Below are 26,484 nucleotides of genomic sequence, written 5' to 3'. Positions count from 1 at the left end.
CGCGGGCGCCGCTCGGGGGGTGGTGCGGGGGGCGTCGTGGGGGTGCGGGGCGGGGGCTCCGTCCGCCGGGTGCGGGCACGGGGCGGCGGTGGTCCCGCGTGCGCCGGCGGCAAAAACAAACATTCATTCGACACTGGATGGTGCATCCTGTCCCGGTGTACGAGAGCCACATCACGGTGCTGTGCGAGGGGGACGAGTTGCGCAGGCTGGAGCGCTGGGCGGCGGCCCGGGCCGGAGTGAAGTTCACCCACATCGCACTGGCCCGGGGGCGCACGGCCTCGCAGCCGATGCTGACGCTGCGCGGAAGCCGGCCCACCTGTCCGGAGGAGGTCTCGGCCGTGCGGCAGATAGCGGACGCGCTCGCCCACGACGGATTCGCGGTGGCACGGATCAAGGTCGAGTGCGCGCCGTGGGCTGCCGAGGTGCCTCGGGGCGACGCCCGCATACCCGGTCGCGCGGACGCCGGGCGGCACTTCGAGCACCATGTGAAGCTGCTGCTCGATCCGGCGTATGACCGGGACGCTCTGGTGGCCCTGGCCGTACGGCACGGGGCGCATGTCTCGTGCAACGCGCGGAGGCGGCGGCCCGACGGCCGGGAAGAGCGCTTCGTCACACAGCGCTGCCACGGGGTCGGTGCCCCGCACGCCGAGCGGCTCCTGCACGCGCTGCTGTCGGACCTCGGGAGGTACGAGGTGCTCGACGTGGAGCGGGAGTACGTCCTGGTGGACACCGGTCCGGAACTCGACGAAGGATGGTTGGTGTCCACATGAACACGGAACGTGACGCGGCGGAGGGCGTCGTCCCCCGCGACGTACAGGGCAACGCACTGAGCTCCCTTCCCGACGAGGTGCCCCGGACACTGCTGCGCGTACTGGACGCAGAAGCCGTGCAGGAACTCGTGTTCGATCCGGCGCTCAAGCAGTTCCCCAACGCCTTCCGGTCCGCAGATCCACTCTTCCCCTCCCCCGAGGCGACCCGGGCGTGGCAGAGCGCCCGGTCGGGAGCGCTGTGCGCCGTGCGCGACGGGGTGGCTGCCTCCGCATGGGCCGAGTCGCTGGTCCTGCGCGGCAGCGAGCTGCTTGCCCTGTGGTTCGGCGAGCAGGCACGAGAGCCCGGTGATCTGGACTTCGTGGTGGTTCCCGAGTCGTGGCACATCGATGAGGAGCGGACCTCGGCACTGTTCGCGGGTGTCGCCGAGGCCGCCCAGGCTCAGGCCGCCGAGCGGACGGACGGGGTACGCCTCGACGCGTCCCTTGCCGTGTGCGAGGACATCTGGACCTACGAGCGGGTACCGGGACGGCGCATGATGCTGCCCTGGTCGGCGCCGGACACGCCGGGAGGCTGGGTACAACTGGACTTCGTCTTCGGCGAGTCGTTGCCCGATCCGCCGCTGCTGATCGAGCTGCCCTCCGGCGGGCACCTGTACGGGGCCACCCCCGCGCTGTCCCTGGCCTGGAAGGTGATGTGGCTGGTCAACGACGTGCACGCGCAGGGCAAGGACCTCTACGATGCCGCTCTGCTGGCGGAACGCCACGCCCTGCCGAACTCCCTGCTGCAGGAGGTCTTCCGGCTGGGCGGAGAACAGGCCGCGCCCGGGCGGGAAGACCTGCTCGGCACGGATCTGCACGAGGCTCTGCGTTATGTGGAATGGCATCACTTCGCCGCCGAATACCCGCAGTTCGCGGGGCGTGAGGCAGAGTTCTCCGCGCGCCTGACGAGGGGGCTGGCGCCGACCTTCGCCGACGATCCGGAGCAGTGAGCGCCCCACCGCCGGCGACCATCGGCCCGGTCGCACCACCCGCTCCCCGCCGACGCCGGCCGGCGGACGCCCCGCGACGACCACGCGCCCCGGCCCGGACGAGCGGAGACGGATCCGCTGTGCTTCGCCGCCCGCGTCGAAGCGCCCCCGCGCGTCCGGCCCCGGCCCGCCGCCGTGAAGGGCGGGTGCCGGGGCCGGACGTCCCCCCGTGTCCCGGCGCCGCTGGTCGGGCGGCGCCGGTTCCCGTGCCGGGCCGCCCGCGCGGGGCGGCCCGGGGCGGGGCTATTCGCTGGCGATCGCGTTCAGGACGTTCATCCGTCCCGCCCGGAACGCCGGGAAGAGGGCCGCCAGCAGGCCGACGAAGGCCGAGGCCACGAAGACCCCGATGATCGTGGGCCACGGGATGCTCAGCACGCCCAGCCCTTCGAGTGCCAGCAGTTTCTGTGCCGCCGTGCCCCACCCCATCCCGAGTCCGAGGCCGATCAGTGCGCCGAACAGGGCGATCACCACGGACTCCAGCCGGATCATGCGGCGCAGCTGGCGCCGCGAGAGGCCGATGGCACGCATGAGGCCGATCTCGCGGGTCCGCTCCACCACCGAGAGGGCCAGCGTGTTCACGACGCCCAGCACCGCGACGACGATCGCCAGTGCCAGCAGCCCGTAGACCAGGTCGAGCAGTTGGCCGATCTGGTCCTGGAGCGACTTCTTGTAGTCGGTCTGGTCCTGCACGGAGTACTGCGGGTACGGCGCCATCGCGTCCTTGAGCGCCGTGTACGCCTGCTTCTCCCGGCCGTCCTTCGCCGCGGCGAACATGATCTGGCTCTCCGGCATGCGGTCGGCCGGCAGGTACCGCTCGGCCGTCGTGATGTTCGTGTACATCACGCCCGTGTCGATGACGCCCTTGTCGGAGGTGACCGCGGCGACCTTCAGATGCGCGGTCCTGCCGCCCGTGAACGCGACGGTCATCGTGTCCCCGGCCCGCACGTGGTGGGCCTTCGCGTACGTCGCACCCACCGACATGGCGTTCGCGCCGTACGCGGCGGACAGGCTGCCCTCGGTGGTGTCGCGGCGCAGGTCCGATGCGTACGACGGGTCCGCGGCGACGAGCGGCGCGTGCTTTTGCACCGACCCGTCCGGCGTGGTGAGCGTCGCGTCCATGTCCTTGTACCGGGTGACGTGGTCCAGGCCGGGCGTCCGCTGGAGCGCGGCCTGCGCCTGCCGCACGATCGGCTGGCCCGTCTGCGACTGGATGATGAAGTCCGCGCCCACCGTGCGGTCCACCTCGTCCGTCGCGGAGGCGACCATCGAGGAGCCCACCACCGACAGGCACGCCACGAGCGCGAGGCCGATCATCAGCGCCGCGCCGGTCGCTCCCGTACGGCGCGGGTTGCGCAGGGCGTTGCGCTCCGCCAACCGTCCCACCGGTCCGAACAGCCGCAGCACGACCGCGCTGATCGCCCGCACCACTCCGCCCGCCAGCAGCGGCCCGATGACGACGAACCCGATGAGCGTCGCGACGACACCGAGGCCGAGCAGCGGCGACGCCTCGCCGGCCTTGCCCTGCTGCGTCGCGGCATACAGCGCGAGACCGCCGCCGAGCGTCAGCAGCAGACCGACGCCGCCGCGGATGCGCCCCGCGCGGCCGTCGGCGGGGGTGCCCGCGTCCCGCAGCGCCGCCATCGGCGAGATCTTCCCGCCGCGCCGCGCCGGGATGTACGCGGCGACGACGGTGACCACGATGCCGAGCGCGAGCCCCACCACCGGGGTGCGCCAGGTGACGGTCAGGTCCTGCGTGGACAGGTCCATGCCCGCCGCGCCCATCACCTTCATCAGCGCCACCGCGAGCCCGACGCCCGCCGCGACACCCGTCACCGACCCGACGACGCCGAGCAGCACCGCCTCCGTCAGTACCGAGCGGTTGATCTGCTTGCGGCTGGAGCCCAGCGCCCGCATGAGCCCGATCTCCCGGGTGCGCTGGGCGACCAGCATCGAGAAGGTGTTGACGATCAGGAAGATCCCGACGAGGAACGCGATCCCGGCGAACCCGAGCATCGCGTACTTGATCACGTCGAGGAAGGAGCCGATGTCCTTCTTGTTCGCGTCGGCGGACTCCTTCTGCGTCCGGATCGTGTACGAGCCGGTGCCGGCGAGCGCCTTCTCGACGTCCCGCTTGACCTGCGTGTCGGGCACGCCCTGTGCGGCGTTCACGTTGAAGGCGGTGAACCGGCCTGTCGCGCCGAGGAGTTCGCGCTGCGCCGTGGCGGTGTCGTAGTAGAGGACGGTCGCGCCCGGGTTGGTCACCTTGAAGGTGGCGACGCCGGAGATCCGCGCCGTGAAGTCACCGGAGCCGGTGATGGTCCGCAGGGTGTCGCCGATGCGCAGGTGGTGCTTCTTCGCGGTGTCCGCGTCGACCATCACCTCGCCGGCGCGCGTGGGCCGGTGGCCCGAGGTCACGTCCATCGACTTCGCGTCGCCCGAGGTCCAGTTGCCCGCGATGGTCGGGGCGCCGCTCGTCGCGCCGACGTTCTTGTCGCGCCCGTCGACGACGGTGACGGACTGGCTGGACACGCCGCCCTCGACGGAGCGCACGCCCGGCACCTTCGCTATCCGCGCCATGGTCGCGGCCGGCAGCGAGTCCGGCTTCCCGGTGGACCCGCCCGACCCGGCCCCGGGGGTCTTCGGAGCGACGGTCACGTCCGACGCCGTCACCGCGAAGAGCTTGTCGAAGGTGGTGTCCATCGTGTCGGTGAACACGAGCGTGCCCGAGACGAACGCCACCGACAGCAGGACCGCGATCGCCGACAGAGCCATCCGGCCCTTGTGCGCGAGGAAGTTGCGCAGGGAGGTCTTGAAGATGGTCACGACGTACGCCCCCGCGCCTCGAAGTGCTTCATCCGGTCGAGCACCGAGTCGGCCGTCGGCCGGTACATCTCGTCGACGATCCTGCCGTCCGCGAGATACACCACCCGGTCCGCGTAGGAGGCGGCCACCGGGTCGTGCGTCACCATCACGATGGTCTGGCCCAGCTCGTCGACGGACGTGCGCAGGAAGCCCAGGACCTCTGCGCCCGCCCGCGAGTCGAGGTTGCCCGTCGGCTCGTCACCGAAGATGATCTCGGGCCGGGCCGCCAGGGCCCGGGCCACCGCGACGCGTTGCTGCTGTCCGCCGGACAACTGCGTCGGCCGGTGCTTGAGGCGGTCGCCGAGGCCCACCGTCTCCACCACCCGCCGCAGCCAATCCTGGTCGGGCCGGCGACCCGCGATGTCCATCGGCAGCGTGATGTTCTCGATCGCGTTCAGCGTCGGCAGCAGGTTGAACGCCTGGAAGATGAAGCCGATCCGGTCCCTGCGCAACTGCGTGAGGTGCTTGTCCTTGAGCCGGGTGATCTCCGTGTCGTCCAGGAAGATCTCCCCCGACGTCACCGTGTCCAGGCCCGCGAGGCAGTGCATCAGCGTCGACTTGCCGGACCCCGAGGGCCCCATGATCGCGGTGAACTGCCCCTTCGCGATGTCCACATCGACGTGGTCGAGCGCGACGACGCGGGTCTCCCCCGCCCCGTACGCCTTGACGACCTGTCGCGCTCGCGCCGCGACTGCCGTACGCCCTCCAGTACCCCCGTGCCTGGGTGTGCTGACAGCAGTGGTCACGGTATGTCTCCTATGTCGGTGGTGCTTCGGCTGACGCAAGTCTTCCGTTCACGGGGGCCCCGGCGCGCTGGTGCCCAGCGCAGTCTTGTGCTGGGGTTTTCCCCACCCCCGGCGCTGGGGCCCCCGCCCCCGGCCCGCCGCGCGCAGGAGCGGCGGGCACCGGGCCCGTACGGTCGGACCCTTAAGAACAAGCTAAGGACCACCCCCGCGTCCCCACCTCCTCCAGCGGGACGAACGGGCCCTGGGTATCAGTGAGGAGGGCCCCCTAGGGGGAGTCCACCCGCAGGTTGAGCCCTGAGGTGGAGGGAGGCGCTCTCCCGCAGGTGAGCGGGGGGTGAGAGGCTGAGGGGCGGCACCACACCGCCCTCGGGTGACGGGCGCCGCGCCGGAAGTCGGGCACGGCAGCCGCGTACGGGCAGCAGCGGGACGCCCGCGACGGCCGCTGACCGCGGCACGGCACGGTCGGCGGGGCACACGCCGTCGTACGAGCGACGGCACAGCGCCGCGCACGGCGGCATGGCCTACGAGGGGAACACCACCGGTGAACGGGGAGACCGACCCAGCCCGCGACGACGACACCGAGACCGACACCGACGAACCCGCACGGCGCGCGAACCGTTCAGCGACCGGAGGCGGAGCCGGGGCCGGGGCCGGGGCAAGGACCGGGAACAGGAACGGAAACGCTTCCGGGGCCGGATCCGCACGCGGGAACGGCCCGGCGGCCGGGGGCGGTTCAGGCAGCGCCTCCGGCATCGGGTCCGCCGTGGGATCCACCCCCGCGACGGCCCCGGGCGGCGGCCCCGCTCGCGCGGCGCGTGCCGTGACCGCCCGTGACCGGGGCGGAGCCGTCCCCACCCCCAAGGGCCGTGGCTGGCTCGTCGCCGCGCTGATGGTGTCGACGGCGCTCGCCGCACTCGACAGCACCATCGTCTCCACCGCCGTTCCGCAGATCGTCGGCGACCTCGGCGGATTCCCGCTCTTCTCCTGGCTGTTCTCCGGCTACCTGCTCGCGGTCACCGTCACCCTCCCCGTCTACGGCAAGCTGTCCGACACCTTCGGCCGCAAGCCTGTCCTCCTCGCGGGCATCGCCCTGTTCCTGCTCGGCTCCCTGCTGTGCGCCACCGCCTGGAACATGCCGTCCCTCATCGCGTTCCGCGTGATCCAGGGCCTCGGCGGCGGCGCGCTCACGGGCACCGTGCAGACGGTCGCCGCCGACGTGTACTCGCTCAAGGACCGGCCCAAGATCCAGGCCAAACTGTCGACGGTCTGGGCGACCTCGTCCGTCGCGGGCCCCACCGTCGGCGGCCTGTTCGCCGGTTACGTGGACTGGCGCTGGATCTTCCTCGTCAACCTGCCGATCGGCGTCCTGGCCCTCGCCCTCATCGTCCGGCACCTGCACGAGCCGTCCGTCGCGCGCACCACGCACCCGGGCCGCGCCCTCGCCCGTATCGACTGGGCGGGCGCCGTCGGCATCTTCGCCACCGGAAGCCTGCTGCTCGCCGCGCTCGTGCAGGGCGGCGTCGCCTGGCCGTGGCTGTCCGCGCCGAGTCTCGGCTTCTTCGGCGGTTCCCTCGCCCTCGCGGGCGCGACGATCGCGATCGAACGGCGCGCGGCGGAACCGATCATCCCGGGATGGGTCTGGCGGCGGCGCTCGATCGTCTCCGTCAACCTCGCGCTCGGCGCGCTCGGCCTGCTGATGGTCACGCCGACGGTGTTCGTGCCCACGTACGCGCAGTCGGTGCTCGGACTCGGCCCGATAGCGGCCGGCTTCGTCCTGTCCTCGATGAGCCTCGCGTGGCCCATAGCGGGCGCCCTGTCCAGCCGCGTCTACACGCGCGTCGGGTTCCGAGGCAGCGGCCTGATCGGCATGTCCATGGCACTGGCCGCGCTGCTGATGTTCCCGTTCCTGCCGTTCCCCGGCTCGCCCTGGCAGCCCGTCCTCGTCCTGCTGCTGCTCGGCAGCGGCCTCGGCCTGTTCCAACTGCCGCAGATCATCAGCGTCCAGTCGTCCGTCAGCTGGGCCGAACGCGGCACGGCGACGGCGTCGATCCTCTTCTGCCGGCAGATCGGGCAGAGCGTCGGCGCCGCGTTCCTCGGCGCGATCGCCAACAGCGTGCTCACGTCCCGGCTCGCGCACGCGCCGGCACCCGGCCTGCCCACCGACCTCAACTCCGTCTCGCAGGCCCTCGACGACCCCGGACACCTGACCGCCGCCGGCGCCGACTACCTGCGGCGGGCCGTGGACGCGGCCACCGGGCACGTGTTCCTGTTCGCCGCGTGCGCCGCCGCCGCGTCGCTGCTCGTCATGGTCTTCGTCGCGCCCCGCCGGTCCGCCGTCCTCGCCGACGACGAGAGCGGCGGCGCCTGACCTCACCCGCCCAGGGGCGACGGAGCCGCAGCCGCCGCGACCGGGCCCGCGAGCCCGACCGGCCGGTTCAGGAAGCGGTGAGGACCGGCCACCTCGGGCCACCGGAGGGGCAGGTCCAGCAGGCGACCTGGTCGACGACCTCCGCCACGGCCGGATGACCGTGGCCGGGACACACAGGACGGGGTGCGCCGCCCGTCTCCTCCAGGACCGCGTCCTGGAGCTGGTCGGCCAGCAGCGTGACGGCTTCGGCCTCGGGCAGGGGCTCCTCGAAGTGGACGGAGGCCGAGGAGCCGTCGGCGAAGGCGAGCGTGACCAGCACGCCCTCGGCATCGCCCTCGGCATCGCCGTCGGCGGCGGCACCCGGCGCGGCCCCGGCGACATCGCCGCCCGACGGGCGCCCGTCGTCCGGGGTGACGCGCAGCGAGGAAGCGAAGGCGCCCCCGGGCCCGGCCCCGGGCCCGCTGTCCTGCGCGCCCGCGCCCGCGTCCGGGCCCGCGTCCGCGTCCGCGTCCGTGGAAGCCACGGCACCGGCACCGGCGGAGAAGCCCCGGCCGGTCACGGTCAGGGTGTGCCCGGCCGGCGCGCCGAGCTGCGCGAGGATCGCCTCGGCCCAGGCCCGGGCGATGTCACGGGAGAGACGCATGGCTGACTACTTCTTCGTCTTGACGTTGCTGGTCCACGTCAGGGTGCCGGTACCGGTCCGTCCGCCGATGGTGACACGGAACGTCATGTAGTCCTGCGACTGTACGTGGCTGCCGTGCCCGACCGGCTCGAAGGTGCCGTGGAAGTGGTAGTTCCTCGCCACCGTGTGCGGTGCGTTCTTGGGCATGTGCCTGCCGTTCTTCCACCACGACGTCCCCCGTTCCGCCACGCGGCCCGTGATGACCGACCGCAGCCCGGCGGAGATCCGGTAACCCCAGTTCACGGTGGAGTGGTGGCAGTTGAACCGCTTGTCGAGCCGGCCTCTGGCGTCGCTCCAGTGCGGGTTCTTGTCGCAGCGCAGTGTCGCGGGCCCCTTCGCCTTGCCGGCGGCGGCGCCCCTCCCGTTCTCGGCGCCGATCGCCGCGAGTTCGTGGCGCTGGGCGGTGGTCAACGTGGGTGCGGAGCCGTCGGCCTCCGGGTCGAGCGCGATGTGCAACCGGGTGGCCGTACCGTCCGCCCGCCGGTCGACGTCCACGGCCCTGCGGTGGCCGGCCTCGCCGGGGGCAGAGCGGCCCGGGCCGCTCCGACGAGGCCGGTGGGCGCGACGAGCACGAGCGCGACCGTACCCGTTCCGCGCCTGATCCCCGCGCCGTTCACCCGAGGGGTCGCACGGTCCCGGCACGCGGCAGCCGCCGCAGGAGTCTCCATGCCCAGCTCAACGAACGATCATGAAAAGGCAATCGCATCCTCACGCCGTTGCCTTCCGGGCGGCGCCGACGCCCGGTCAGGGCGCCCGGTCAGGCCGCCCTGTCAGGCCGCCCTGTCAGGCCGCCCGTTCGAGGCGGTGCAGGACGGCAGCGAGCCCCGGCGCGGCGAAGGGCGCCCCCGTCGTCGGCGCCCCGCCCGCCGAGAGGCGCTGTGCGCGCCGCCCGGCGGTCCGCCGCCCTCGCCGGGGCGCGCGGGGCCCTCGCCGGGGCGTGCGTGCCGCGACGGACGACGCGTGCGCCTCCCCGACGCCACCGCGTGCGGCGCCGCCCAGCGGACACGGCCTAGAGGAGCCCGTCCCACATCTGTTCCAGCAGCACCGACCACCAGCTCTCCGGCGAGGACAGCGCCGCCGGGTCGAGAGCCGCCAACTGCGCCTGGAAGTCGACCGTCCAGCGCCCCGCCTGCTCGGGCGTCAGGCCGAACCGCAGCCGCCACATCCTGCCGAGCATCGCCATGCACCGCGCGAACTGCGGCAGGCTGGAGTTCACGAACTGCGGAGCCCCCGGGGCGCCGCCGGGCCCCGCCTCCACCGGTACGGCCATGATGTGCGCCGTGCCGTACTGGACGCACAGCGCCCGGCCGAAGTCCGTGCCCACCACCAGGTACGACGAGGCGTCGGACGCCGCCGCCACCTGCCGCTGCGCCGCCACCTCCGCCAGCGTCGGAATGACCGGCTGCGCGGGCTGCGCCCAGAAGAACGGGCCGAAGTCGGCCGGCAGGCCCGCCCAGACGAGCGTCTGCGCGACGACCTCCGGCACGCCCTGCCGCGACACCGCCTGCTGGTCGTAACGGCACAGTCCCTGCGGCCCGAAGGCGCCCAGCATCTCCTGCTGGATCGCCTCCGGCGGGACGGCCGGCGCGGCAGGCACCTGGGGCAGCGGCGCGCGCACCGGCGCGGGCCGCGCCGGACCGTCCGCGACCTGGTGCAACTCGCCCTGGTGCGTCAGCAGATGCTGCATGCCCTGCTGACGGCTCGCATGGTCCTGCCCGTACGGGGCGACGCTGGTGATCCGTACCTGCGGCCACATCTCGCGGATCATCCGCGCGCAGTAGGCGCCGGGCAGTTCGCACGACTCCAGCTCCGTGTGGAGTTCGAGCACCTGCTGCGGCGGCACGTTCAGAGCGCGCAGCTCGTGCAGGATCTGCCACTCCGGGTGCGGGGTGCCCGGCGCGGAACGCCGGATCAGCTGCGCCTCGGAACCGTCCGGCGCGCGGTAGCGCAGGACGGCCTGGTAGCCGGGCCCGACGGTCGGCACAGCGGCCGGAGCCGGTGGGTAGCCGTAGGCCGGCGGCGGGATCTGCCCCGCCTGCGGGACGGGCCCCGGCACGGAGCCTGCGGCGCCGCCCTGGACGCCGGGCATCTGCCCCGCCATCTGCCCCTGCACGCCCGGGACACCGGGCGGGGCGGGCGGCGGTGGCGGCCCGCCGAGCGCCTGCGGGTCGGCGAACACGGTGGCCGCGTGGTGCGCGCCGGGCGTGCCGGGAACGCCCGGCGCACTCGGCGGTCCCGGCGGTCCGGGCGGTCCCGGCGGCTGCGGCGGACCGTCGAGCGACGCGACGAACTGCGTCGCCACGTACCCGCCCGGCGTGCCCGGCACACCGGGCGGCGGCGGGGTGGTGGGCACACCGCCGCGCCGCGGCGGCGGGGTGGCCTTGCTGGTGGGCGCGTGCGCTATGTCGCTCGCCGACGGGTCGTCGGGCAGTGCGGGCGGCGCGCCCTGCGGTCCGGGCGGTCCGGGCGGTCCGGGGACGGGGGGATTCGGCCCGTTCCCCGGGCCCTGCCCGCTCACCGGCGCGGCGGACGCTCCGGCGGACACGGGCGGCACGCTGGGCGCCACCGCCGTCGGCGGCAGCTGGCTGCCGCCGTCCAGCAGCGCGGTCGGCGCGTCGGCCGGCGCACCGCTCCCGTCGTCCGCCCCGGACAGGGGCGGCGCGAACACGGTCGCGGGCAACGGCACCGAATCGCTGTCCGACGCCGCGTTGGTGTCGGTACCGGCCCACGCCCCGGAACCCGTGGTGGCCGCGCCGCCCCCGACCGGAACCGGACCCGCGGCCGGACCGGAGCCGGCCCCCGTGGACGGAACCGGACCCGCGCCAGGACCTGTGGACGGAACCGGACCGAAGTCCGGCTCCGGAACCGGAGGGAAGGCCGGTGCGTCGGGCGGAGCGACACCCGAGCCGCGCCGCGCCACCCCGTCGGCCGGCTCCCCCGCGGACGGCCCACTCGCCGCCCGGGCCTCGCCCCGGCGGTCCGGGATACCCAGCTTGTCCGCCGCGTCCTGGAGCCACTCCGGCGGCGTCAGCAGGAACGACGTCTGGTTCAGGTCGATCCGCGCCGGCGGCTCCGGTGCGGGCCGCACCGCCGCCTGCGCCCCGTACTCCTCCTCGAAGCGGCGGATCACCTCACCCACCGCGATGCCCGGCCACAGCGTCACGTCGCCGCTGTCCCGCGCGATCACCAGGCGCTGCCGGCCGCCCTCGACGACCGGCCCGCCCTCGCGGTCCTCCGACCACACCACGAAGCCGAGGCCGAACTCCCGTACCCGCACCGCCCGGTGCTGGTAGGCGGGCACCTCACCGTTGACCCATTCCTCCGCGCGCTCCTGCGCCTGCGCGAACGTCACCATCGCCCGCTCACCCCTCCACCGGGACGGCGCGCGCGAAGCCGCCGTCCACCATCAGGTTCGCCACCGTCGCCAGCTCCGGCGGGTTGCCCGCCAGCCGCAGCAGGAACGCGTCGAAATCGTCGCCGCACGGAAGCAGCAGCCGCTCCACCCGCTCCCGGACCGACCAGCCGTCCTGGTCCCGGGCGTCGTCGTACGCGCAGAACCACACCGAACCCGGCTGCTCACCGCGCACCTTGACCGCCAGCAGGCCGCCCTGCACGAACGCGACCCCGAGGAAGTCCTTCGTCAGGTGGTCCCGCAGGCACTTGTTCACATAGACGAGGTCGTTGACGGCCGCCTCGTCCCGCACCGTGAAGAACGGCTGGTCCACCAGCAGGCCCAACTCCGCGTCCAGCGCGGCACCCACCGGCGCACAGCCGCCCGCCGCCTTCAGGAACGAGCGGTACGCGGCGGGCAGCCGGTAGCCGAGGTCCTCCTCGGCCGCCGCCACCAGCGGTTCCGCCACCGCGGTACCGGCCTTCGGCAGCCCGAAGTGCGCGGGCCGCGTCTCCTGCAACGGCCGCGTCCCCCGCTTCGTGTGGTCCACCGGCGCCGTCGCGAGACCCCCGTGGTGCCGCAGCAGCGCCTTCACCTCCACCGGTACGAGCACCAGCCGGCGCGAGCGCACCTCGTGGTGCCACGTCCAGCCGTGCGGCGTCGCCACCGCGGGGATCGTGTCCCACAACTCGTGCCCCGCCGCGCTCAGCGCCGCGTTCGCCGACAGGTAGTCCGTCAGGCGCAGTTCGTCGACACCGAAACCCGCCGGGGGCTCCGCTATCTCCGCCGCGGCGCGCGCGTAGGGCGTGAAGTCCGGATAGCCGTCCCCGTCCACGCGCACACCCACCGGATGGCGAGCGGCCCGCACCGGGTCCGGGAATCGCACGACCTGCCCGGCGTACGCCGCGTTCGGTGGCGCGGCTTGCTGCCCGAGCCGACCTGTCGTCATGGCGGTTGCCCCCTGCTGAAGCTGGCTGTTCCGCACAGCCTATGCGGTGGCGCCGGGGGCCGAACCGGGACGGCCGACCCGCTCAGGCGCCCCGCCGACGGCACGGATCCGACGTGCCCGTACGAAACCTCCGCGCCGCTCACCAACCGTCACAACCACGTGACCGTATGCCCACGGCACGCCACGATCTTCGCCCCCGCTACCCGATCACCGCCCGCATTTGGCAGGCTGTTCCCGCGAACCGGGGGACGTGAGCCCGCACACGACGCACGCGGGCACCGGAGGGGACACGGAACATTGCGCACCGCACCAACGACAGACACGCACGACGAAGTGCCGGGCACTCAGGGCCCAGGGGCACAGCACGGCCCGCACGGCCCCCGGCAGAGCGGGGCAGCCGGGCCGGCCGGCGCCGCGCCGCACCCCGGGCACCCGACGGCGGGGCGCGCTCCGGGCGGGCCCGGCAGCCGCGCCGGAGCGCAGGGCGACCCCCGGCTGGGCTGGAGCAGCACCGAACCGCACCTGCCGCCCCGGCCCGGCCACCGCCGCGACGGCATCCTGCCCGCGGTCGCCGCCGCGCTCTCCGTCCGCGGCGAGACCCTCACCTGCACCGCGGGCAAGGCCGACCAGCCGCCCCAGCTGCACCCGCTCGTCCAGGACTTCCTCGACACGCTCGCCACCGCACAGCGGGAACGGTTCACCGGACGCTGCCCCGAAGCGATCCTGCTCTCGCGCCACCTCACCGGCACCGAGGCGGGCCGCTCCAAACGCGCCCGCAAGAAACCCCTCACCGCCGGGGAAGCCAGACGCTCCCTCAAGCACGCGAAACTCACCGCGCGCCGCATCCGCGAGGACGGGGACCCGCTGCACGGCACCTACGCGCCGCCGTGCCGGTCCTGCGCCCCGCTCCTGTCGCACTTCGGCGTACGCCCGCTGGACCCCTCGGAACACGCCACGGCCGGCTGACCCGAGCGGCGCGCGCCCGCAGCCACGCACCACCCACGCCGTGTCCCCGCGCAGACACGGCACCGCCGTCAGGACGACGACCGGCGAACCCGAAGCAGAACGGCTGACCAACCCATGCCCGACCTCTCCACCACCCGCTTCCCCGTCCCCGTCGACGCCGCCCTGCGCGAGGCCGGCTGGCAGCCGGGACGCTGGGACATCAAGCAGGCCGAGGAATGGGCCGACGCCGTCAGCACCTACGTCACCCCCGCCGGCCACCGGCACCGCGTCTTCCCCGCCGCCGTCGAGGCCTGGGCCGAATTCGGCAACCTCCGCATCGCGCCCCTCGGCCCCGGCCGGCAGATCGCCCCTGCGTCCCTCCTCGTCGACCCGCTCGCGGGCATCCACCTCGCCCGTACGCTCTCCGACCTCGGCCGCTCCCTCGACACCGAGATCAGCCCGCTCGGCCAGGAGGGCGACGGCCAGGCCGTTCTCGCCATCGACCGCGACGGCCGCGTCTACAGCGTCGACCACACCGGCGACTGGTACCTCGGAGCCGACTTCGACACCGCACTCGGCACCCTGCTCACCGGCCTCGACCCCGCACGCCTCACCCCGGCCACGGACTGACCCGGCCGGCGGCCGGGGGCGACGGCCACCGGGACGCGTACGACGCGCCGCCTCCCGCACACGCACGGGCCGCCGCCCTCCGCGAGGCGTACGAGCCGCCGCTCCAGGACGGGTACGGCGCCCGGTTCCGGGACACGCCGGAAGCACCCTCCCCGGACAGTCGAGGGCACCCGTTCCCCGGCAGCCGAGGACACCGCGTACGGCCCCCGCGCGAGAAACGAGTGAGACCCACGGCTCCCGGACAGGAAAAGACCCCGCGCCCGGAACACCATCACGGCCCCCGCCCGACCGAGGGCGAAAGCGCCCCGCTAAGACAGTGTCCTATGTGGTGAGCCGAATGAGTCGTTTGTAGCAGCAGAGGGCGGCGGCGAGGCCGAGGAAGGCCAAGTAGTTGCGGGGATGACGTTCGTAGCGGTGGTTGAGTCTGCGGTAGCCGGTCAGCCAGGACATGGTCCGCTCGATGACCCATCGTCGTCGGCCTAATCGTTCGCTGGACTCGATTCCTTTGCGGGCGATGCGGACGCCGATGCGTTTGCCGCGGAGCCATCGTCGCAGGTCGCGCTGGTCGTACGCCTTGTCGGCGTGGAGCTTGCGGGGTTTGTAGTGCCAGCCGTTTTCGGGGTCGTGTCTCGTTTGGAGACCGGCGACCATCGCCTTCAGGCCCTGGCTGTCAGGGGTGTTGCCTGCGGAGACGCCGACGACGAGGGGCAGCCCGTTCGCGTCCGACAAGACGTGCATCTTGGAGCCCGGCTTGCCTCGGTCCACGGGGCTCGGACCTGTGAGTTCGCCCCCTTTTTAGCCCGTACGTGGGCGGAGTCGAGGACAGTGCGTGTGAGGTCGAGCAGTCCGCACTCGTCGATCCGATCCAGCACGGCCTCGTGGAGCCGGCCCCACACCCCGGCTCTCGACCAGATCAGGAACCGGCGATGCGCGGTGGACTTCGAAATGCCGAAACAGGGTGGCAGGGCCCGCCAGGCACAGCCACTGACCAGGACGTAGATGATCGCCGCGAACAGCGTCTCATCAGGCGTGTCCTGCGTCCCGCCGCCCTGCGGCCGCACCCTCGACGGCGGGATCAATGGCTCCGCGATCTCCCACAAACCATCCGGAACAATCCAACTCCACGTACCTCGCCCCATGTTCAGCTCAACGAGACGCTCCCACATAGGACACTGTCTAAGCCGACCGCACCGCAGCCTCCGCGCTCCGTGACACCGCGTCCGGCAGTACCGCCGACACCCGGAAACCGCCCGCGTCCGTCACACCCGACACGAACACCCCGCCCAGCGCCGTCACCCGCTCCCGCATCCCCACCAGGCCGTTGCCGCCCGACGGCAGACCCGCGTCCGCCGCCGCACCGTCCGAAGGGCCGTTCTCCACCTGCATCGCGACCTCACGACCCCGGTACGCGATCCGCACGGTCACCCGCGCGCCCGCCGCGTGCTTGTGGACGTTCGTCAACGCCTCCTGCACCACCCGGTACGCCGTCTGCTCCACCTCCGGCGCATACGGCCGCGCATCCCCCTGCACCATCAGATCCACCACCATGCCCGCATCCCGCGACTGCCCCACCAGGCCCTCGATGTCCTCCAGACACGGACCGTCCTCGGCCGCCGCGGCAGCCGCCGCGGCCGCCGCCACCCCCACCGCCGCCAACGGCACCGCCGCGCCCCCGCCCGCCGGACCGCCGCCCACAGGCGACACCGCGCCCTTTGCCTTACGGGCCGCCGCGGCCTCCCCCGTCCGCAGCACCCCCAGCATCTCCCGCAGTTCCGTCAACGCCTGCCGGCCCATGTCCCCCACCAGCGCGGCGTTCTTCACCGCCTTCGGCGGATCCTTCAACGCCACCGCCTGCAACGCCGCCGCGTGCACCACCATCAGACTCACCCGGTGCGCCACCACGTCGTGCATCTCCCGCGCGATCCGCGTCCGCTCCTCCGTGCGCGCCCACTCCGCCCGCTGCTCCGCACGGTCCGCCAGCAGCGACAACTCCTGCTCCAGGCTGTCCGCACGCTCCCGCAGGCTCTCCATCAACCGCCGCCGCGCCCCCACGTACATACCCAGCAGCACCGGCGGCGCCGTCAGCCCCACCGACACCAGCACCGCCAGCAGGAGCATGTACCAGGCGTGCGTGTGCAGCGCCGGATCGCTCAGGTCCTGCCGCGTCCACACGTACGTCACGATGAACGTCGCCGCGAACGACATCCCTGTCAGCGCCGCGATGATCCGGCGCGGAGCCCCCGACGAGGCCAGCGCGTACAGGCCCACAAGACCCAGCACGAACCCCATCTGCGCCGGCGTCACCGCCACCGCCACCAGCACCACCGCGTACGGCCACCGCCGGCGCACCAGCACCACCGACCCCGCCAGCAATCCGAAGATCACACCCAGCGCGACCGGCAGAGAAGAGGTCCCCGCGAACCTGACCCCCTCGAACCCGCACTCCAGGGCCGACACCAGCGCCAGCCCGACATCGAGAACGACACTGCGCCGCCGCCCCCACCACCAGTAGCCGCGGGTGGTCCCTCCCGCGGCGTCCCGGTGCTCCCCCGTCGTGGTCATACGTCCCAGCCTAAAGGTGGCCGCACCCCATTTTCCGGTGACCGGCCGGTATGGAGCAGGTCACACGTTCGATAGAACGCGCCTCCTCTCACACGAACTGGTGAACCACTGCGGCGGCATCACCGAACCCGAAGATTCCGCCAGAAGATCGCGACATGACACCACTGAACAGCACATACGGCGACTTCGAGGGTTTGCGGGCCCAGGTCGTCGCCCTCAGACAGGCGGGACTCAGCCGCCGCCAGATCCGCGACCGCGTCCACATCAGCAACAACGACCTCCTCAACCGCCTGCTCGACGGCGAACCCGCCCCCGCCTGGACCCGCCGCCCCAACGCCAAGGACGACCTGCGGGAGAAGGCGCGCGAACTACGCCTCCAAGGCCTTACCTACGACCGGATCCAGCTGGAGCTGGGCTGCTCGAAGAGCTCCATATCCCTCTGGGTCCGCGACCTCCCCAAACCGGAGCGCCGCGACGCCAAGGAACAAGCGGCGCTGGCCGCACGCAAACGCTGGGACCACGAACTGGCGGTCCGGGACGAGGAGCGGCAGCGGACGAAGGCGGCCGCGACGGCCGAGATCGGCCGGCTGACCGACCGGGAGCTCTTCATGGTGGGCGTGGCCCTCTACTGGGCGGAGGGCTCGAAGGACAAGACCTACGCCCGCCGGGAGCGCGCGGTCTTCATCAACAGCGACCCCGAGGTCATCACCCTCTACCTCGCCTGGCTCGACCTGTTGGGCGTCGAGCGCGAACACCTGAGGTTCCGGGTCTCCATCCACGAGTCCGCGGACGTGGAGGGGGCGGAGCGGCACTGGGCCGGGCTCGCGCGGACGGATCCGTCGGCGTTTCAGCCGGCCACGCTCAAGAAGCACAATCCGAAGACCGTCCGGAAGAATGTGGGCGGGAGCTACCGAGGCTGCCTCGTCGTCGTGGTGCAGCAGAGCGCCGACCTTTACCGTCGCATCGAGGGCTGGTGGTACGGCATAGTTAGGGGCGTCACCGTGGCGGACTGAGAGAGTGTCCGATTTGGTGGCTTATGCCATCCCCTGTGGTGTAATAGGCAACACGGGTTACTTTGGATAACTTGTTCCAGGTTCGAGTCCTGGCAGGGGAGCTTCTCGTTCGGGTCCTGACCGCTCAGCGGTCGGGGCCCGATCGCGTTTTCCCGCCTGACCCCTCCGGCTAAGCTGCGAACGTCCCAGCACCTGATCAGCCGAAGGGCCAATCCGTGAGCGCCAATCGCCCGGCCGCCGTCGTCGTCCTCGCAGCGGGGGAAGGCACGCGTATGAAGTCGAGGACACCGAAGGTCCTGCACGAGATCTGCGGGCGGTCGCTCGTGGGCCATGTCGTGGCCGCCTCCCGCGAGCTCGATCCGCAGGAGCTCGTCGTGGTCGTGGGGCACGCGCGGGAGCGGGTCGAGGCGCATGTGACAGATGCGTTCGAGGGTGTGCGGACGGCGTTCCAGGCGGAGCAGAACGGTACGGGGCACGCGGTGCGGACCGCGCTTGCGGAGCTGGGCTCGACGCCGGACGGGACGGTGGTGGTGCTGACCGGCGACACCCCGCTGCTGTCGGCGGGGACGCTGGCGGCGCTGGTGGCGTCGCACGAGAAGGACCGCAACGCGGTGACGGTGCTGACGGCGGAGGTCCCGGATTCGACGGGCTACGGCCGGATCGTGCGGGACGGCGCGAGCGGCGCGGTGACGGCGATCGTGGAGCACAAGGACGCGAGTGACGCGCAGCGGGCGATCCGGGAGATCAACTCGGGGGTGTTCGCGTTCGACGGGGTGCTGCTGGCGGACGCGCTGGGCAAGGTCCGCACGGACAACAGTCAGGGTGAGGAGTACCTGACGGATGTGCTGGGGATCCTGCGGGAGTCGGGCCACCGGGTGGGTGCTTCGGTGGCGGGGGACTTCCGGGAGATCCTGGGGATCAACAACCGGGTGCAGCTGGCCGAGGCGCGGACTCTGATGAACCGGCGTTTGCTGGAAGCGGCGATGCTGGCGGGCGTGACGGTGGTGGATCCGGCGTCCGTGCAGCTCGATGTGACGGTGACGTTCGAGCCGGACTCGCTGGTGCATCCGAACACGCAGCTGTCGGGGTCGACGCATCTGGGTGAGGGCGCGGAGGTGGGTCCGAACTCGCGGCTGCATGACACGTCGGTGGGTGCGGGGGCGCGGGTGGACAACACGGTCGCGGATGGCGCCGTGGTGGGGGACGAGGCGCTGGTGGGTCCGTTCGCGTATCTGCGGCCGGGCACGCGGCTGGGTGTGCGTGCGAAGGCGGGCACGTATGTGGAGATGAAGAACGCGACGGTGGGCGAGGGGTCGAAGGTGCCGCATCTGTCGTATGTGGGGGATGCGACGATCGGTGATTTCACGAATATCGGCGCGGCGAGTGTGTTCGTGAACTACGACGGTGTGAGTAAGTACCACACGACGATCGGGTCGCATTGCCGAACGGGGTCCGACAATATGTTTGTGGCGCCCGTCACGGTCGGGGACGGTGTCTACACGGCGGCCGGGTCGGTGATCACGAAGGACGTACCGGCCGGTTCGTTGGCCGTGGCCCGTGGCCAGCAAAGGAATATCGAGGGTTGGGTGGCTCGGAAGCGTCCCGGTTCGGCCGCCGCGGAGGCGGCCCAGGCGGCAGGCGGACAGCCGGAGAACAGCGTCTGACGAGGGCCTGGCCAGGACCCGGCCGCTCGCTCTCGCGTACGGTATATCTGCACGATTCGGCTGGCTCGCAGGTACCGGTTCTGGTCCATGCGGGTGCAGCGGCATCCGAGACGTCTGAGGAGTCTGTGCTGTGACCGGGATCAAGACGACCGGCGAGAAGAAGCTGATGTTCTTTACCGGCCGCGCCCACCCCGAACTGGCCGAAGAGGTCGCGCAACAGCTCGGGATCGGGATCGTTCCGACGAAGGCGTTCGACTTCGCGAACGGTGAGATCTATGTGCGGTACGAGGAGTCCGCGCGTGGAGCGGACTGCTTCCTTATTCAGAGCCACACGGCTCCGATCAACAAGTGGATCATGGAAACGCTCATCATGATCGACGCGTTGAAGCGGGCCTCGGCCCGTTCCATCACGGTGATCATGCCGTTCTACGGATACGCGCGGCAGGACAAGAAGCACCGCGGGCGCGAGCCCATCTCGGCGCGGCTGATCGCGGATCTGCTCAAGACGTCAGGTGCGGACCGGATCCTGACCGTGGATCTGCACACCGACCAGATCCAGGGTTTCTTCGACGGCCCGGTGGACCATCTGTTCGCGCTGCCGATCCTGGCGGACTACGTGGGCACGAAGGTGGACCGTACGAAGCTGACGATCGTCTCTCCGGACGCGGGCCGGGTGCGGGTCGCGGACCGGTGGTGCGACCGGCTGGGCGCGCCGCTGGCGATCGTGCACAAGCGGCGCGACAAGGACGTCGCGAACCAGGTCACGGTGCACGAGGTCGTCGGTGACGTGGAGGGCCGGGTCTGTGTCCTGGTCGACGACATGATCGACACGGCGGGCACGATCTGCGCGGCGGCGGACGCCCTGTTCGCGCACGGCGCGGCGGACGTGATCGTGACGGCGACGCACGGTGTGCTGTCGGGTCCCGCGGCGGACCGGCTGAAGAACTCGAAGGTCAGCGAGTTCGTCCTGACGAACACACTGCCGACGGCCGGCGAGCTGTCGCTCGACAAGATCACGGTCCTGTCGATCGCGCCGACGATCGCCCGTGCGGTACGTGAGGTCTTCGAGGACGGTTCGGTGACGAGCCTCTTCGACGAGGACGCGTGACGCGTCGCGCGTGAGCCGGCGGCCGGGTCGCGCGGGGCGTGACCGGGTGGTGTCCGGTCATTCCTTGTGGGGCGCGGCCCGGGTTTCGTCCGGGTTCCGGGTGGGGGCGTGAATGTCCTCCGCACGAGTCCCCCATGGGGTTCCGGGCGGCGTCCGTGCGGGTGTCGGGCGGTGGAGGCGTAACGCTTCTGCGGTCGGGCGCCCGTTCCGGTTGATCGATTTCTGGGCGGCCTCCCCCGCCGGGTAGACTCTGAGAGTTGCTCGGCGAGGGAGGCCGTACGCGTAGGTGCGTACGGCGGTCCGTTATCGACGCGCGCTCCTTGTAGCAGGCCCGTTCGTGGCCGGGTGACGCCGACGACATCCATCCGTCACCGCTTTCGAGGAGCCGAAGTCATGGCCGAGCTGAAGATCACTTCCGAGACCCGCACCGAGTTCGGCAAGGGCGCTGCCCGCCGCATCCGCCGCACCAACAAGGTGCCCGCCGTGATCTACGGCCACGGTGCCGAGCCGGTCCACGTGACCCTGCCGGGCCACGCCCTGATGATGGCGCTCAAGACCGCGAACGTCCTGCTGGAGCTGGACATCGACGGCCGCAACGAGCTGGTCATCCCGAAGGCCGTGCAGCGCAACCCGCTCCGGGGCGACATCGAGCACGTCGACCTGCTGGCCGTGAAGCTCGGCGAGAAGGTCACCGTCGAGATCAACATCCTGACCGAGGGCGAGCTCGCCCCGGGCCAGCACCTGCTGGAGTACGTGCTGAACACGCTGTCGGTCGAGACCGAGGCGACGCACATCCCCGAGTCGGTCACGGTGTCCGTGCAGGGCCTGACGTCGGGTGACGCGGTTCTGGCGAAGGACATCACGCTGCCGTCGGGCACGACGCTCGTGACGGACGGCGACGCGGTCGTCCTCCAGGTCCTGTCCGCGCAGGCGGAGGAGCCGACCGAGGAGTCCGCCTCGGGCGACGCCGCCGCCGAGGCCTGAGCCTCGCACTGAGTGAAGGACGGGGCGGGCGGACTCTCAGGGTCCGCCCGCCCCGTCCGTATGTCCCGGGCGGGTGCTGGTTCACTGTCCCTACGGTCCCTACGACGAGCTACGAGGGTTGTTGACGATGACGACGGATGGATCCGCGCCCTGGCTGATCGTGGGCCTCGGCAACCCGGGCAAGGAGTACGCGGCAAACCGCCACAACGTGGGGTTCATGGTGGCCGATCTGCTGGCGGCCCGTATCGGCGGTTCGTTCAAACGGGCGGGCAAGGCGCAGGCACACGTGCTGGAGGGGCGGCTGGGTCCGATGGGGCCGGGCAGTCGACGGGTGGTGCTGGCGAAGCCGTCGTCGTTCATGAACCTCTCGGGCGGCCCGGTGTCGGCGCTGCGGGACTTCTACAAGGTGGACACGGCGCACATCGTCGCCGTCCACGACGAGCTGGACCTCGACCACGGGACGCTGCGGATGAGGCTGGGCGGCGGCGACAACGGCCACAACGGGCTGAAGTCGATGACGAAGGCGATGGGCCCGGACTACCACCGGGTGCGGTTCGGCATCGGCCGGCCGCCGGGACGCATGCAGGTCGCGGACTTCGTCCTGAAGGACTTCTCGCCCACGGAACGCAAGGAGCTCGACTACTTCGTGGACCGCGCGGCGGACGCGGTGGAGGCTCTGGTCATCGAGGGCCTGGAGCAGGCGCGGGAGACGTACGACTCGTAGGCGGCCCGGCCCGGCCTGGTGCGGTGCGGTGCGGTCAGGTCAGATCCGGTCAGGTCAGATCCGGCCCGGCCCGGTCAGATACGCGGTTCCGACGGGCGGCCGGGGCGGCCGAGGCGGTCGGAATGCCGGGCCGTCAGGCCGATCGGGAAGAGCCCCGGGGATCTTTACTCGCGCGATCGCGGGGTCCCACGCGCACGGCCGAGCGCCGGCGTGCCAACCCCGCGTTGCGCCCTTCCGGGCGTCACATCAATCGCTTCGCACGGCAGTTCGCACCTCGTTGCACCGAGCCCCTGCGGCGGCCCGGCCCTATCAGCGGCTGGGCGCTGCGAGCCGGGCGAGGGGCCGAGTTGGCTGGTGAAACGCCCGGACGGCCTGCGCAAGGCCACCTCGGGCCGGCTCGGGCCACCCGGACCATCACCCGGAACCGCCCCCGCCGTTCGCCGCCGGTCAGGCCCCTCGGACAGTCGCCCGTTCCGGCGGCCGTCCCCCGGGACACGTCCCGGTCGTCGCAGCCGGGCGTGCCCCACGTTTGCAGGCGCGACCGCACGCCGTCGTGCGAGCCCGGACCGTCCTGATTCGTCCGCCCTCCCGTCACGGCGCTTCGACTCGCACGTCACAGGAGCGTCTTGGTGCCCCCGCGGCCGCAACGTCCCAGCGGGCAGTGGGTGTCCTGGGAAACAACAACGCCCGCCGAGCCGAAGCGAGCAACACCGCTTCCCCAGGAGTACCGATGCGCCTCAAGAAGATCTCCGCCCTCACCCTCGTCGCCGCCACCGCAGGCCTCTGCCTGACCGCGTGCGGCAGCAGCGAAGGATCGAGCACTTCCGCCGCCCCGGGCACCTCCACCTCCGCGAGCGGCGGCACCGGCCGCCAGGACTCGTCGGCCGGTTCCTCCGCCGCCGGTCCCACCGGGTCCACCGGCTCCTCCTCGACCGGCTCGTCCTCGGCCGGCTCGTCCTCCACGGACTCGTCCTCCCGTGGCTCCAGCAAGGGCAGCGACCTGAGCGTCCAGACCCAGTCCTCGGCGTCGGCCTCCCGCTGCGACGCCGACCACCTCGCCCTCAGCGCCTCCTCCGCGATGGCCGAGAACGAGATCGTCGTCAACATGAAGAACACCGGTTCCAGCACGTGCGGCATGCGCGGCTTCCCGGGTGTCCAGCTCGTGGGCCCCGACGGCCTGGGCGACACCGGCCCCGACGCCGCCCGCACCGACGCCACGGGGGCCGGCGTCACCATCGCGCCCGGCGAGGAGACCCGCTTCCTGCTGCACTGGATCCCGGACACCAGCGGCTCCGGCAAGACCTACACGCGGCTCGACGTCACCCCGCCCGACGAGCGGATCTCGGAGATCGTCAATCTCAACAAGCTGACCATCACCGTCCCCGCCACGAGCAGCACCTCCCCCGACGTCTTCGTCGACCCGATCGGCTACCACACCGGCACGGGCAAGTAGCCCCACCACACCGCCGAGCGCCAACAAGCGCGTTGTTGGCGCTGTGAGCGGCCCCGGGGGGCCGACCCGTCAGTCCGGGCCAGGAACGTCCGGTCAGGGTCCCTCCAGCGTCCCGGCCTTGACCGCGCACACGAAGGCGGCCCAGCCCACCTCGCGAAAGTGGAGCACTGGGCCGTCCGTGCGCCTGCTGTCCCGGACCGGGACGAACGCGGCTACGTGGTCCGCGACTTCGAGGCAGTCCCCGCCCTCCCCGTTGCTGTACGAGGACTTGCGCCACATCACCGCACTGCTGAACATCCTGCGGTTCCTCGCATTCAGGGTTCAGGGCCGAAGCAGTGTGCCGGTCTTGACTGCCGCGACAAAGGCGGCCCACTGCCCCTCACGGACATGGAGCTCCGGGCCATCAGGGGATTTGCTGTCCCGGAGACCGACGCGCGCCGTCATGTCGTCGGCGACTTCGAGGCAGTTGCCGCCGTCTCCGTTGCTGTAGGAGGACTTGCGCCAGCCGGACATGGTCAGGTGTGCATCAGAGATCATCGTGTCGCGAAGTCCTTAGCCACCGATGCGATCAATGTGAGGGAGGGCTCCCCCGCCAAGGAGGCAGCTCTCATCAGATCGTAGGCCCTTTAGTAGCGGGCGACCGTTGCTGGATCCTCGATGAGCTGTCCCGCGTACGCGCTCTCCGTGTAAGTGACCGGCGGGGAGTCCTGGAACGTCATCAGCACAGTGGACGCGTCGAGGAATGCGGCCGCTCCGGCCTCGAAGGGCAACACCTGCACCACGATCCGCCTGCCGCTACGAGCAACCTTCACGATGTGCATGAGCTGCTCGGCCATGACGGCGTATCCCCCGACGGGTACGCGAAGTGCCGCCTCGTGCAAGAAGACCCAGAACACCGGCGCTGTTGGCCCCGTGAGCAGCGCTTGCCGTTCGAGACGACCTTGAACGATGCCCTGCACCAGTTCTTCGGCCTCGAACGGCTGGGCAGCACTCACCAGTGCATGAGCGTATGCCGCGGTCTGGAGCAGGCCGGGAACCAGCATGGCCGCGTACTCGCTGATCGTCGCCGCCTCCTGCTCCAGCTCTGCCGCGCGGGCGAAGTACTCCGCGAACTTCGATTTGTTGGCGAGCCTGCACAGCCGCTGGAACTGTTCGCCCGTCCCGAAGACCCCGTCCAGCAGCCTGGAGACGTCCGGCTGGGGGCGGCGGGTCGCGGCCTCGAACTGGCCGATGTAGGTGCTGGAGCAGAAAACGCGTTCGCCGCGGCGGTCCTGGGAGAGGCCGGACTTCTCGCGGGCGAGGCGGAGTTCGCTGCCGTAGAAGGCGCGGGGCGAGCTGTAGGGGTCGAGGTCGCTGTCGCGCTGGTTCTGGTTCGTCATCGGTGGGTTCCTCACTGCCCGCAGTCGGCCTTGCTGGCACGGGGGTCCTACTGGGCGTAAGGCAGGGGCGTCACGCTGTGAGCATGAACGATGACAGGCAGGATGAACAGGGCGGGCCCGACGAGGTGTTCGGCGTGACGTTCGCTGATGACGCGCTGGCCGCGATGGTCGCTCTGAGCGATGGGCTGAGGGCGGCGCTGGCGCGGCACGCGATCGTGTTTCCTTCGTTGGGGCCGGATCTGGCGTCGTGCGTATCGGTGCCGGCGCGTCCACTGGTGGAGTTGGGGCGGGCGAATCCGGGGACGGTGGCCCGGCTGACGCGAGTGCTGGTCCGGGCGGACGGGGGGTGAGCGGCGGGCCGGGGGTGCCGCCGCGTTCCGTCGTCGTGGACGAGGGGGTGGGGCGGGTGGGTGAGCTGATGGGCGCGGTCGGGCCGTACGTGCAGATCCGGCCGCTGGGTGGCGGCCGGGAGTGGGACGCGGAGCCGGGGGCGGTGCGGGTGGCGACGCCGACGGAGCGGTTGCGTGCGTGGCTGGTGGTGGTGAACGCGCGGAGCAGCCGGCCGTGGCCGCCCGGCGTTTGACGGGGGGCTATGCCATGGCCAAGGATCCGGCCATGGTGTCGACGTCCTCCCCGAGTTCGAGGTCCGCTCTGTCCGGGGGCCGGTCCGTGGTGATGGCCCTGGTCGCGTTGGTGCTGCTCGTCGGCGGGGGCTACGCGTCGTGGGACGACGCCCAGCACGTGATGCTCGCGAAGGGGCGCCAGCACGGCGTGTACGCGGTGACGGCGTGCGGGGACGCGACGTGCGCGGGGTCGTTCGATCCGGACGGCCCGGGCGGTCCCGAGTCGGACATGACCATCAAGAGTTCGGTGGCGGCCCACAAGGGCGAGCGGTTCCCGGTGGTGGTGAAGCCGGGGACGCACGACGTCGTCCGCAGCGACACGGCGGGCAGCCTGCACGCGTGGGAGCCGATGGGCGGCGCTCTGCTGCTCGCGGGGCTCGTCATAGCGGGCGGGATGCGCCTGGGGCGGTTCGGGCTGATCGTCGCGGCCCTGGGGGCCGCCCAGCTGTTCGCGACGTTCCTGCTGATCTGAGGTCGTCCCGTCCCGTCCGTCCCGTCCGTCCCGTCGACCGGGCGCTGTCGCGGGTCGGGCCCCGGACGGCGGACCCGCCGGGGGCGGCCTCCGCCGTGATCACGTACATCCGGCCGGAGCCACGTGATCTC

General features: G+C 71.9%; 25 protein-coding genes and 1 tRNA gene. 15 read left to right on the top strand and 11 right to left on the bottom strand.

Annotated features, from left to right (window positions below):
- Positions 1–137: 137 nt before the first annotated feature.
- A complete protein-coding gene (locus OG310_RS21410; RefSeq protein ID WP_329457483.1) occupies positions 138–770 on the top strand; it encodes a hypothetical protein in 633 nt (210 codons plus the stop codon).
- On the top strand, positions 767–1,759 hold the full coding sequence (locus OG310_RS21405; protein ID WP_329457482.1) for a nucleotidyl transferase AbiEii/AbiGii toxin family protein: 993 nt from the start codon (positions 767–769) through the stop codon (positions 1,757–1,759). Before OG310_RS21410 ends, OG310_RS21405 begins: the two co-directional genes overlap by 4 nt.
- A gap of 282 nt (positions 1,760–2,041) precedes the next feature.
- On the opposite strand, the gene OG310_RS21400 is transcribed toward OG310_RS21405, so the two are convergent.
- Complete coding sequence (locus OG310_RS21400) at positions 2,042–4,621, bottom strand: ABC transporter permease (RefSeq protein WP_329457481.1); 2,580 nt, start codon at positions 4,619–4,621, stop codon at positions 2,042–2,044.
- Positions 4,618–5,406, bottom strand: coding sequence for an ABC transporter ATP-binding protein (locus OG310_RS21395; protein ID WP_329457480.1), 789 nt, complete (start codon positions 5,404–5,406; stop codon positions 4,618–4,620). Before OG310_RS21395 ends, OG310_RS21400 begins: the two co-directional genes overlap by 4 nt.
- 763 nt (positions 5,407–6,169) lie before the next feature.
- Here OG310_RS21395 and OG310_RS21390 point away from each other — a divergent pair.
- A complete protein-coding gene (locus tag OG310_RS21390) occupies positions 6,170–7,774 on the top strand; it encodes an MFS transporter (protein ID WP_443078705.1) in 1,605 nt (534 codons plus the stop codon).
- Positions 7,775–7,841: 67 nt separating this feature from the next.
- Here the strand turns inward: OG310_RS21390 and OG310_RS21385 are convergent, their stop codons facing one another.
- From OG310_RS21385 to OG310_RS21370, 4 genes are all read right to left on the bottom strand, one after another.
- Entirely contained in the window at positions 7,842–8,417 is a 576-nt protein-coding gene (locus OG310_RS21385) for a hypothetical protein (RefSeq protein WP_329457479.1), read from the bottom strand.
- A gap of 6 nt (positions 8,418–8,423) precedes the next feature.
- A complete protein-coding gene (locus tag OG310_RS21380; RefSeq protein WP_329457478.1) occupies positions 8,424–8,951 on the bottom strand; it encodes a hypothetical protein in 528 nt (175 codons plus the stop codon).
- Positions 8,952–9,465: 514 nt separating this feature from the next.
- Positions 9,466–11,811: an SUKH-4 family immunity protein gene (locus tag OG310_RS21375; protein ID WP_329457477.1), complete on the bottom strand. Its 2,346-nt coding sequence runs from the start codon at positions 11,809–11,811 to the stop codon at positions 9,466–9,468.
- A 7-nt stretch (positions 11,812–11,818) separates the two neighbouring features.
- Complete coding sequence (locus OG310_RS21370) at positions 11,819–12,796, bottom strand: SMI1/KNR4 family protein (protein WP_329457476.1); 978 nt, start codon at positions 12,794–12,796, stop codon at positions 11,819–11,821.
- A gap of 495 nt (positions 12,797–13,291) precedes the next feature.
- On the opposite strand from OG310_RS21370, the gene OG310_RS21365 reads away from it, so the two are divergent.
- Together OG310_RS21365 and OG310_RS21360 are read left to right on the top strand one after the other, a co-directional pair.
- Positions 13,292–13,762 carry a YwqJ-related putative deaminase gene (locus tag OG310_RS21365; RefSeq protein WP_329460298.1) on the top strand — a complete coding sequence of 157 codons (471 nt, stop codon included), beginning with the start codon at positions 13,292–13,294 and terminating at the stop codon, positions 13,760–13,762.
- Positions 13,763–13,876: 114 nt separating this feature from the next.
- Positions 13,877–14,371: an SUKH-3 domain-containing protein gene (locus OG310_RS21360; RefSeq protein ID WP_329457475.1), complete on the top strand. Its 495-nt coding sequence runs from the start codon at positions 13,877–13,879 to the stop codon at positions 14,369–14,371.
- Positions 14,372–14,692: 321 nt separating this feature from the next.
- Here the strand turns inward: OG310_RS21360 and OG310_RS21355 are convergent.
- Both OG310_RS21355 and OG310_RS21350 read right to left on the bottom strand, forming a co-directional pair.
- Positions 14,693–15,510, bottom strand: a protein-coding gene (locus OG310_RS21355; protein ID WP_329460043.1) for an IS5 family transposase whose coding sequence is annotated in 2 segments (ribosomal slippage) — positions 14,693–15,168 and positions 15,168–15,510 — 819 coding nt in all. Because the reading frame shifts where the segments join, the coding sequence is not laid out codon by codon here.
- Between the two features lie 37 nt (positions 15,511–15,547).
- Positions 15,548–16,933 (bottom strand): sensor histidine kinase, encoded by a 1,386-nt coding sequence (locus OG310_RS21350; protein ID WP_329457474.1) that lies wholly within the window; start codon positions 16,931–16,933, stop codon positions 15,548–15,550.
- Between the two features lie 155 nt (positions 16,934–17,088).
- On the opposite strand from OG310_RS21350, the gene OG310_RS21345 reads away from it, so the two are divergent.
- The 7 genes from OG310_RS21345 (at position 17,089) to OG310_RS21315 (ending at position 23,879) form a co-directional block, all read left to right on the top strand.
- Positions 17,089–17,946 carry a hypothetical protein gene (locus tag OG310_RS21345; protein ID WP_329457473.1) on the top strand — a complete coding sequence of 286 codons (858 nt, stop codon included), beginning with the start codon at positions 17,089–17,091 and terminating at the stop codon, positions 17,944–17,946.
- A 29-nt stretch (positions 17,947–17,975) separates the two neighbouring features.
- Positions 17,976–18,047 (top strand) — tRNA-Gln (locus OG310_RS21340).
- Between the two features lie 114 nt (positions 18,048–18,161).
- Positions 18,162–19,610, top strand: a complete 1,449-nt coding sequence (gene glmU, locus OG310_RS21335; RefSeq protein WP_329457472.1) for a bifunctional UDP-N-acetylglucosamine diphosphorylase/glucosamine-1-phosphate N-acetyltransferase GlmU — start codon at positions 18,162–18,164, stop codon at positions 19,608–19,610.
- A 130-nt stretch (positions 19,611–19,740) separates the two neighbouring features.
- Positions 19,741–20,718: a ribose-phosphate diphosphokinase gene (locus OG310_RS21330; protein ID WP_329457471.1), complete on the top strand. Its 978-nt coding sequence runs from the start codon at positions 19,741–19,743 to the stop codon at positions 20,716–20,718.
- A 393-nt stretch (positions 20,719–21,111) separates the two neighbouring features.
- Positions 21,112–21,702, top strand: coding sequence for a 50S ribosomal protein L25/general stress protein Ctc (locus tag OG310_RS21325; RefSeq protein WP_329457470.1), 591 nt, complete (start codon positions 21,112–21,114; stop codon positions 21,700–21,702).
- A gap of 127 nt (positions 21,703–21,829) precedes the next feature.
- Positions 21,830–22,426, top strand: a complete 597-nt coding sequence (gene pth / locus OG310_RS21320) for an aminoacyl-tRNA hydrolase (RefSeq protein ID WP_329457469.1) — start codon at positions 21,830–21,832, stop codon at positions 22,424–22,426.
- A gap of 730 nt (positions 22,427–23,156) precedes the next feature.
- The gene (locus OG310_RS21315; protein ID WP_329457468.1) at positions 23,157–23,879 is read left to right on the top strand and encodes a DUF4232 domain-containing protein; all 723 of its coding nucleotides are present in this window, start codon (positions 23,157–23,159) and stop codon (positions 23,877–23,879) included.
- A 93-nt stretch (positions 23,880–23,972) separates the two neighbouring features.
- Here OG310_RS21315 and OG310_RS21310 read toward each other — a convergent pair whose 3' ends face one another.
- From OG310_RS21310 to OG310_RS21300, 3 genes are all read right to left on the bottom strand, one after another.
- Positions 23,973–24,176 carry a DUF397 domain-containing protein gene (locus tag OG310_RS21310; protein ID WP_329457467.1) on the bottom strand — a complete coding sequence of 68 codons (204 nt, stop codon included), beginning with the start codon at positions 24,174–24,176 and terminating at the stop codon, positions 23,973–23,975.
- 24 nt (positions 24,177–24,200) lie between these two features.
- A complete protein-coding gene (locus OG310_RS21305) occupies positions 24,201–24,416 on the bottom strand; it encodes a DUF397 domain-containing protein (RefSeq protein ID WP_329457466.1) in 216 nt (71 codons plus the stop codon).
- An 89-nt stretch (positions 24,417–24,505) separates the two neighbouring features.
- Entirely contained in the window at positions 24,506–25,258 is a 753-nt protein-coding gene (locus OG310_RS21300; protein ID WP_329457465.1) for a helix-turn-helix domain-containing protein, read from the bottom strand.
- An 83-nt stretch (positions 25,259–25,341) separates the two neighbouring features.
- Between OG310_RS21300 and OG310_RS21295 the strand changes: the two genes are divergently transcribed.
- Genes OG310_RS21295 through OG310_RS21285 form a run of 3 tightly spaced genes read left to right on the top strand, consistent with a single transcriptional unit; the run spans position 25,342 to position 26,353 of the window.
- Positions 25,342–25,608 (top strand): hypothetical protein, encoded by a 267-nt coding sequence (locus OG310_RS21295; RefSeq protein ID WP_329457464.1) that lies wholly within the window; start codon positions 25,342–25,344, stop codon positions 25,606–25,608.
- Positions 25,605–25,841, top strand: a complete 237-nt coding sequence (locus OG310_RS21290) for a hypothetical protein (RefSeq protein ID WP_329460535.1) — start codon at positions 25,605–25,607, stop codon at positions 25,839–25,841. The genes OG310_RS21295 and OG310_RS21290 overlap by 4 nt, the downstream gene beginning before the upstream one ends.
- 32 nt (positions 25,842–25,873) lie before the next feature.
- Positions 25,874–26,353, top strand: coding sequence for a hypothetical protein (locus tag OG310_RS21285; protein ID WP_329457463.1), 480 nt, complete (start codon positions 25,874–25,876; stop codon positions 26,351–26,353).
- Positions 26,354–26,484: the final 131 nt, after the last annotated feature.

This window comes from Streptomyces sp. NBC_01497 (genome assembly GCF_036250695.1).
Classification (GTDB): domain Bacteria; phylum Actinomycetota; class Actinomycetes; order Streptomycetales; family Streptomycetaceae; genus Streptomyces.
The sequence above is the reverse complement of the archived record's forward strand: the minus strand, read 5'-3'. Positions and strand labels throughout refer to the sequence as shown.

Excerpts from the sequence above, each read along its gene's own strand:
- OG310_RS21410 (WP_329457483.1), top strand. The coding sequence starts at position 138 with ATGGTGCATCCTGTCCCGGTGTACGAGAGCCACATCACGGTGCTGTGC.
- OG310_RS21405 (WP_329457482.1), top strand. The coding sequence starts at position 767 with ATGAACACGGAACGTGACGCGGCGGAGGGCGTCGTCCCCCGCGACGTA.
- OG310_RS21385 (WP_329457479.1), bottom strand. The coding sequence starts at position 8,417 with ATGCGTCTCTCCCGTGACATCGCCCGGGCCTGGGCCGAGGCGATCCTC.
- OG310_RS21375 (WP_329457477.1), bottom strand. The coding sequence starts at position 11,811 with ATGGTGACGTTCGCGCAGGCGCAGGAGCGCGCGGAGGAATGGGTCAAC.
- OG310_RS21370 (WP_329457476.1), bottom strand. The coding sequence starts at position 12,796 with ATGACGACAGGTCGGCTCGGGCAGCAAGCCGCGCCACCGAACGCGGCG.
- OG310_RS21360 (WP_329457475.1), top strand. The coding sequence starts at position 13,877 with ATGCCCGACCTCTCCACCACCCGCTTCCCCGTCCCCGTCGACGCCGCC.
- OG310_RS21350 (WP_329457474.1), bottom strand. The coding sequence starts at position 16,933 with ATGACCACGACGGGGGAGCACCGGGACGCCGCGGGAGGGACCACCCGC.
- OG310_RS21345 (WP_329457473.1), top strand. The coding sequence starts at position 17,089 with ATGACACCACTGAACAGCACATACGGCGACTTCGAGGGTTTGCGGGCC.
- OG310_RS21325 (WP_329457470.1), top strand. The coding sequence starts at position 21,112 with ATGGCCGAGCTGAAGATCACTTCCGAGACCCGCACCGAGTTCGGCAAG.
- pth (WP_329457469.1), top strand. The coding sequence starts at position 21,830 with ATGACGACGGATGGATCCGCGCCCTGGCTGATCGTGGGCCTCGGCAAC.
- OG310_RS21315 (WP_329457468.1), top strand. The coding sequence starts at position 23,157 with ATGCGCCTCAAGAAGATCTCCGCCCTCACCCTCGTCGCCGCCACCGCA.
- OG310_RS21310 (WP_329457467.1), bottom strand. The coding sequence starts at position 24,176 with ATGTTCAGCAGTGCGGTGATGTGGCGCAAGTCCTCGTACAGCAACGGG.
- OG310_RS21305 (WP_329457466.1), bottom strand. The coding sequence starts at position 24,416 with ATGATCTCTGATGCACACCTGACCATGTCCGGCTGGCGCAAGTCCTCC.
- OG310_RS21300 (WP_329457465.1), bottom strand. The coding sequence starts at position 25,258 with ATGACGAACCAGAACCAGCGCGACAGCGACCTCGACCCCTACAGCTCG.
- OG310_RS21295 (WP_329457464.1), top strand. The coding sequence starts at position 25,342 with ATGAACGATGACAGGCAGGATGAACAGGGCGGGCCCGACGAGGTGTTC.
- OG310_RS21285 (WP_329457463.1), top strand. The coding sequence starts at position 25,874 with ATGGTGTCGACGTCCTCCCCGAGTTCGAGGTCCGCTCTGTCCGGGGGC.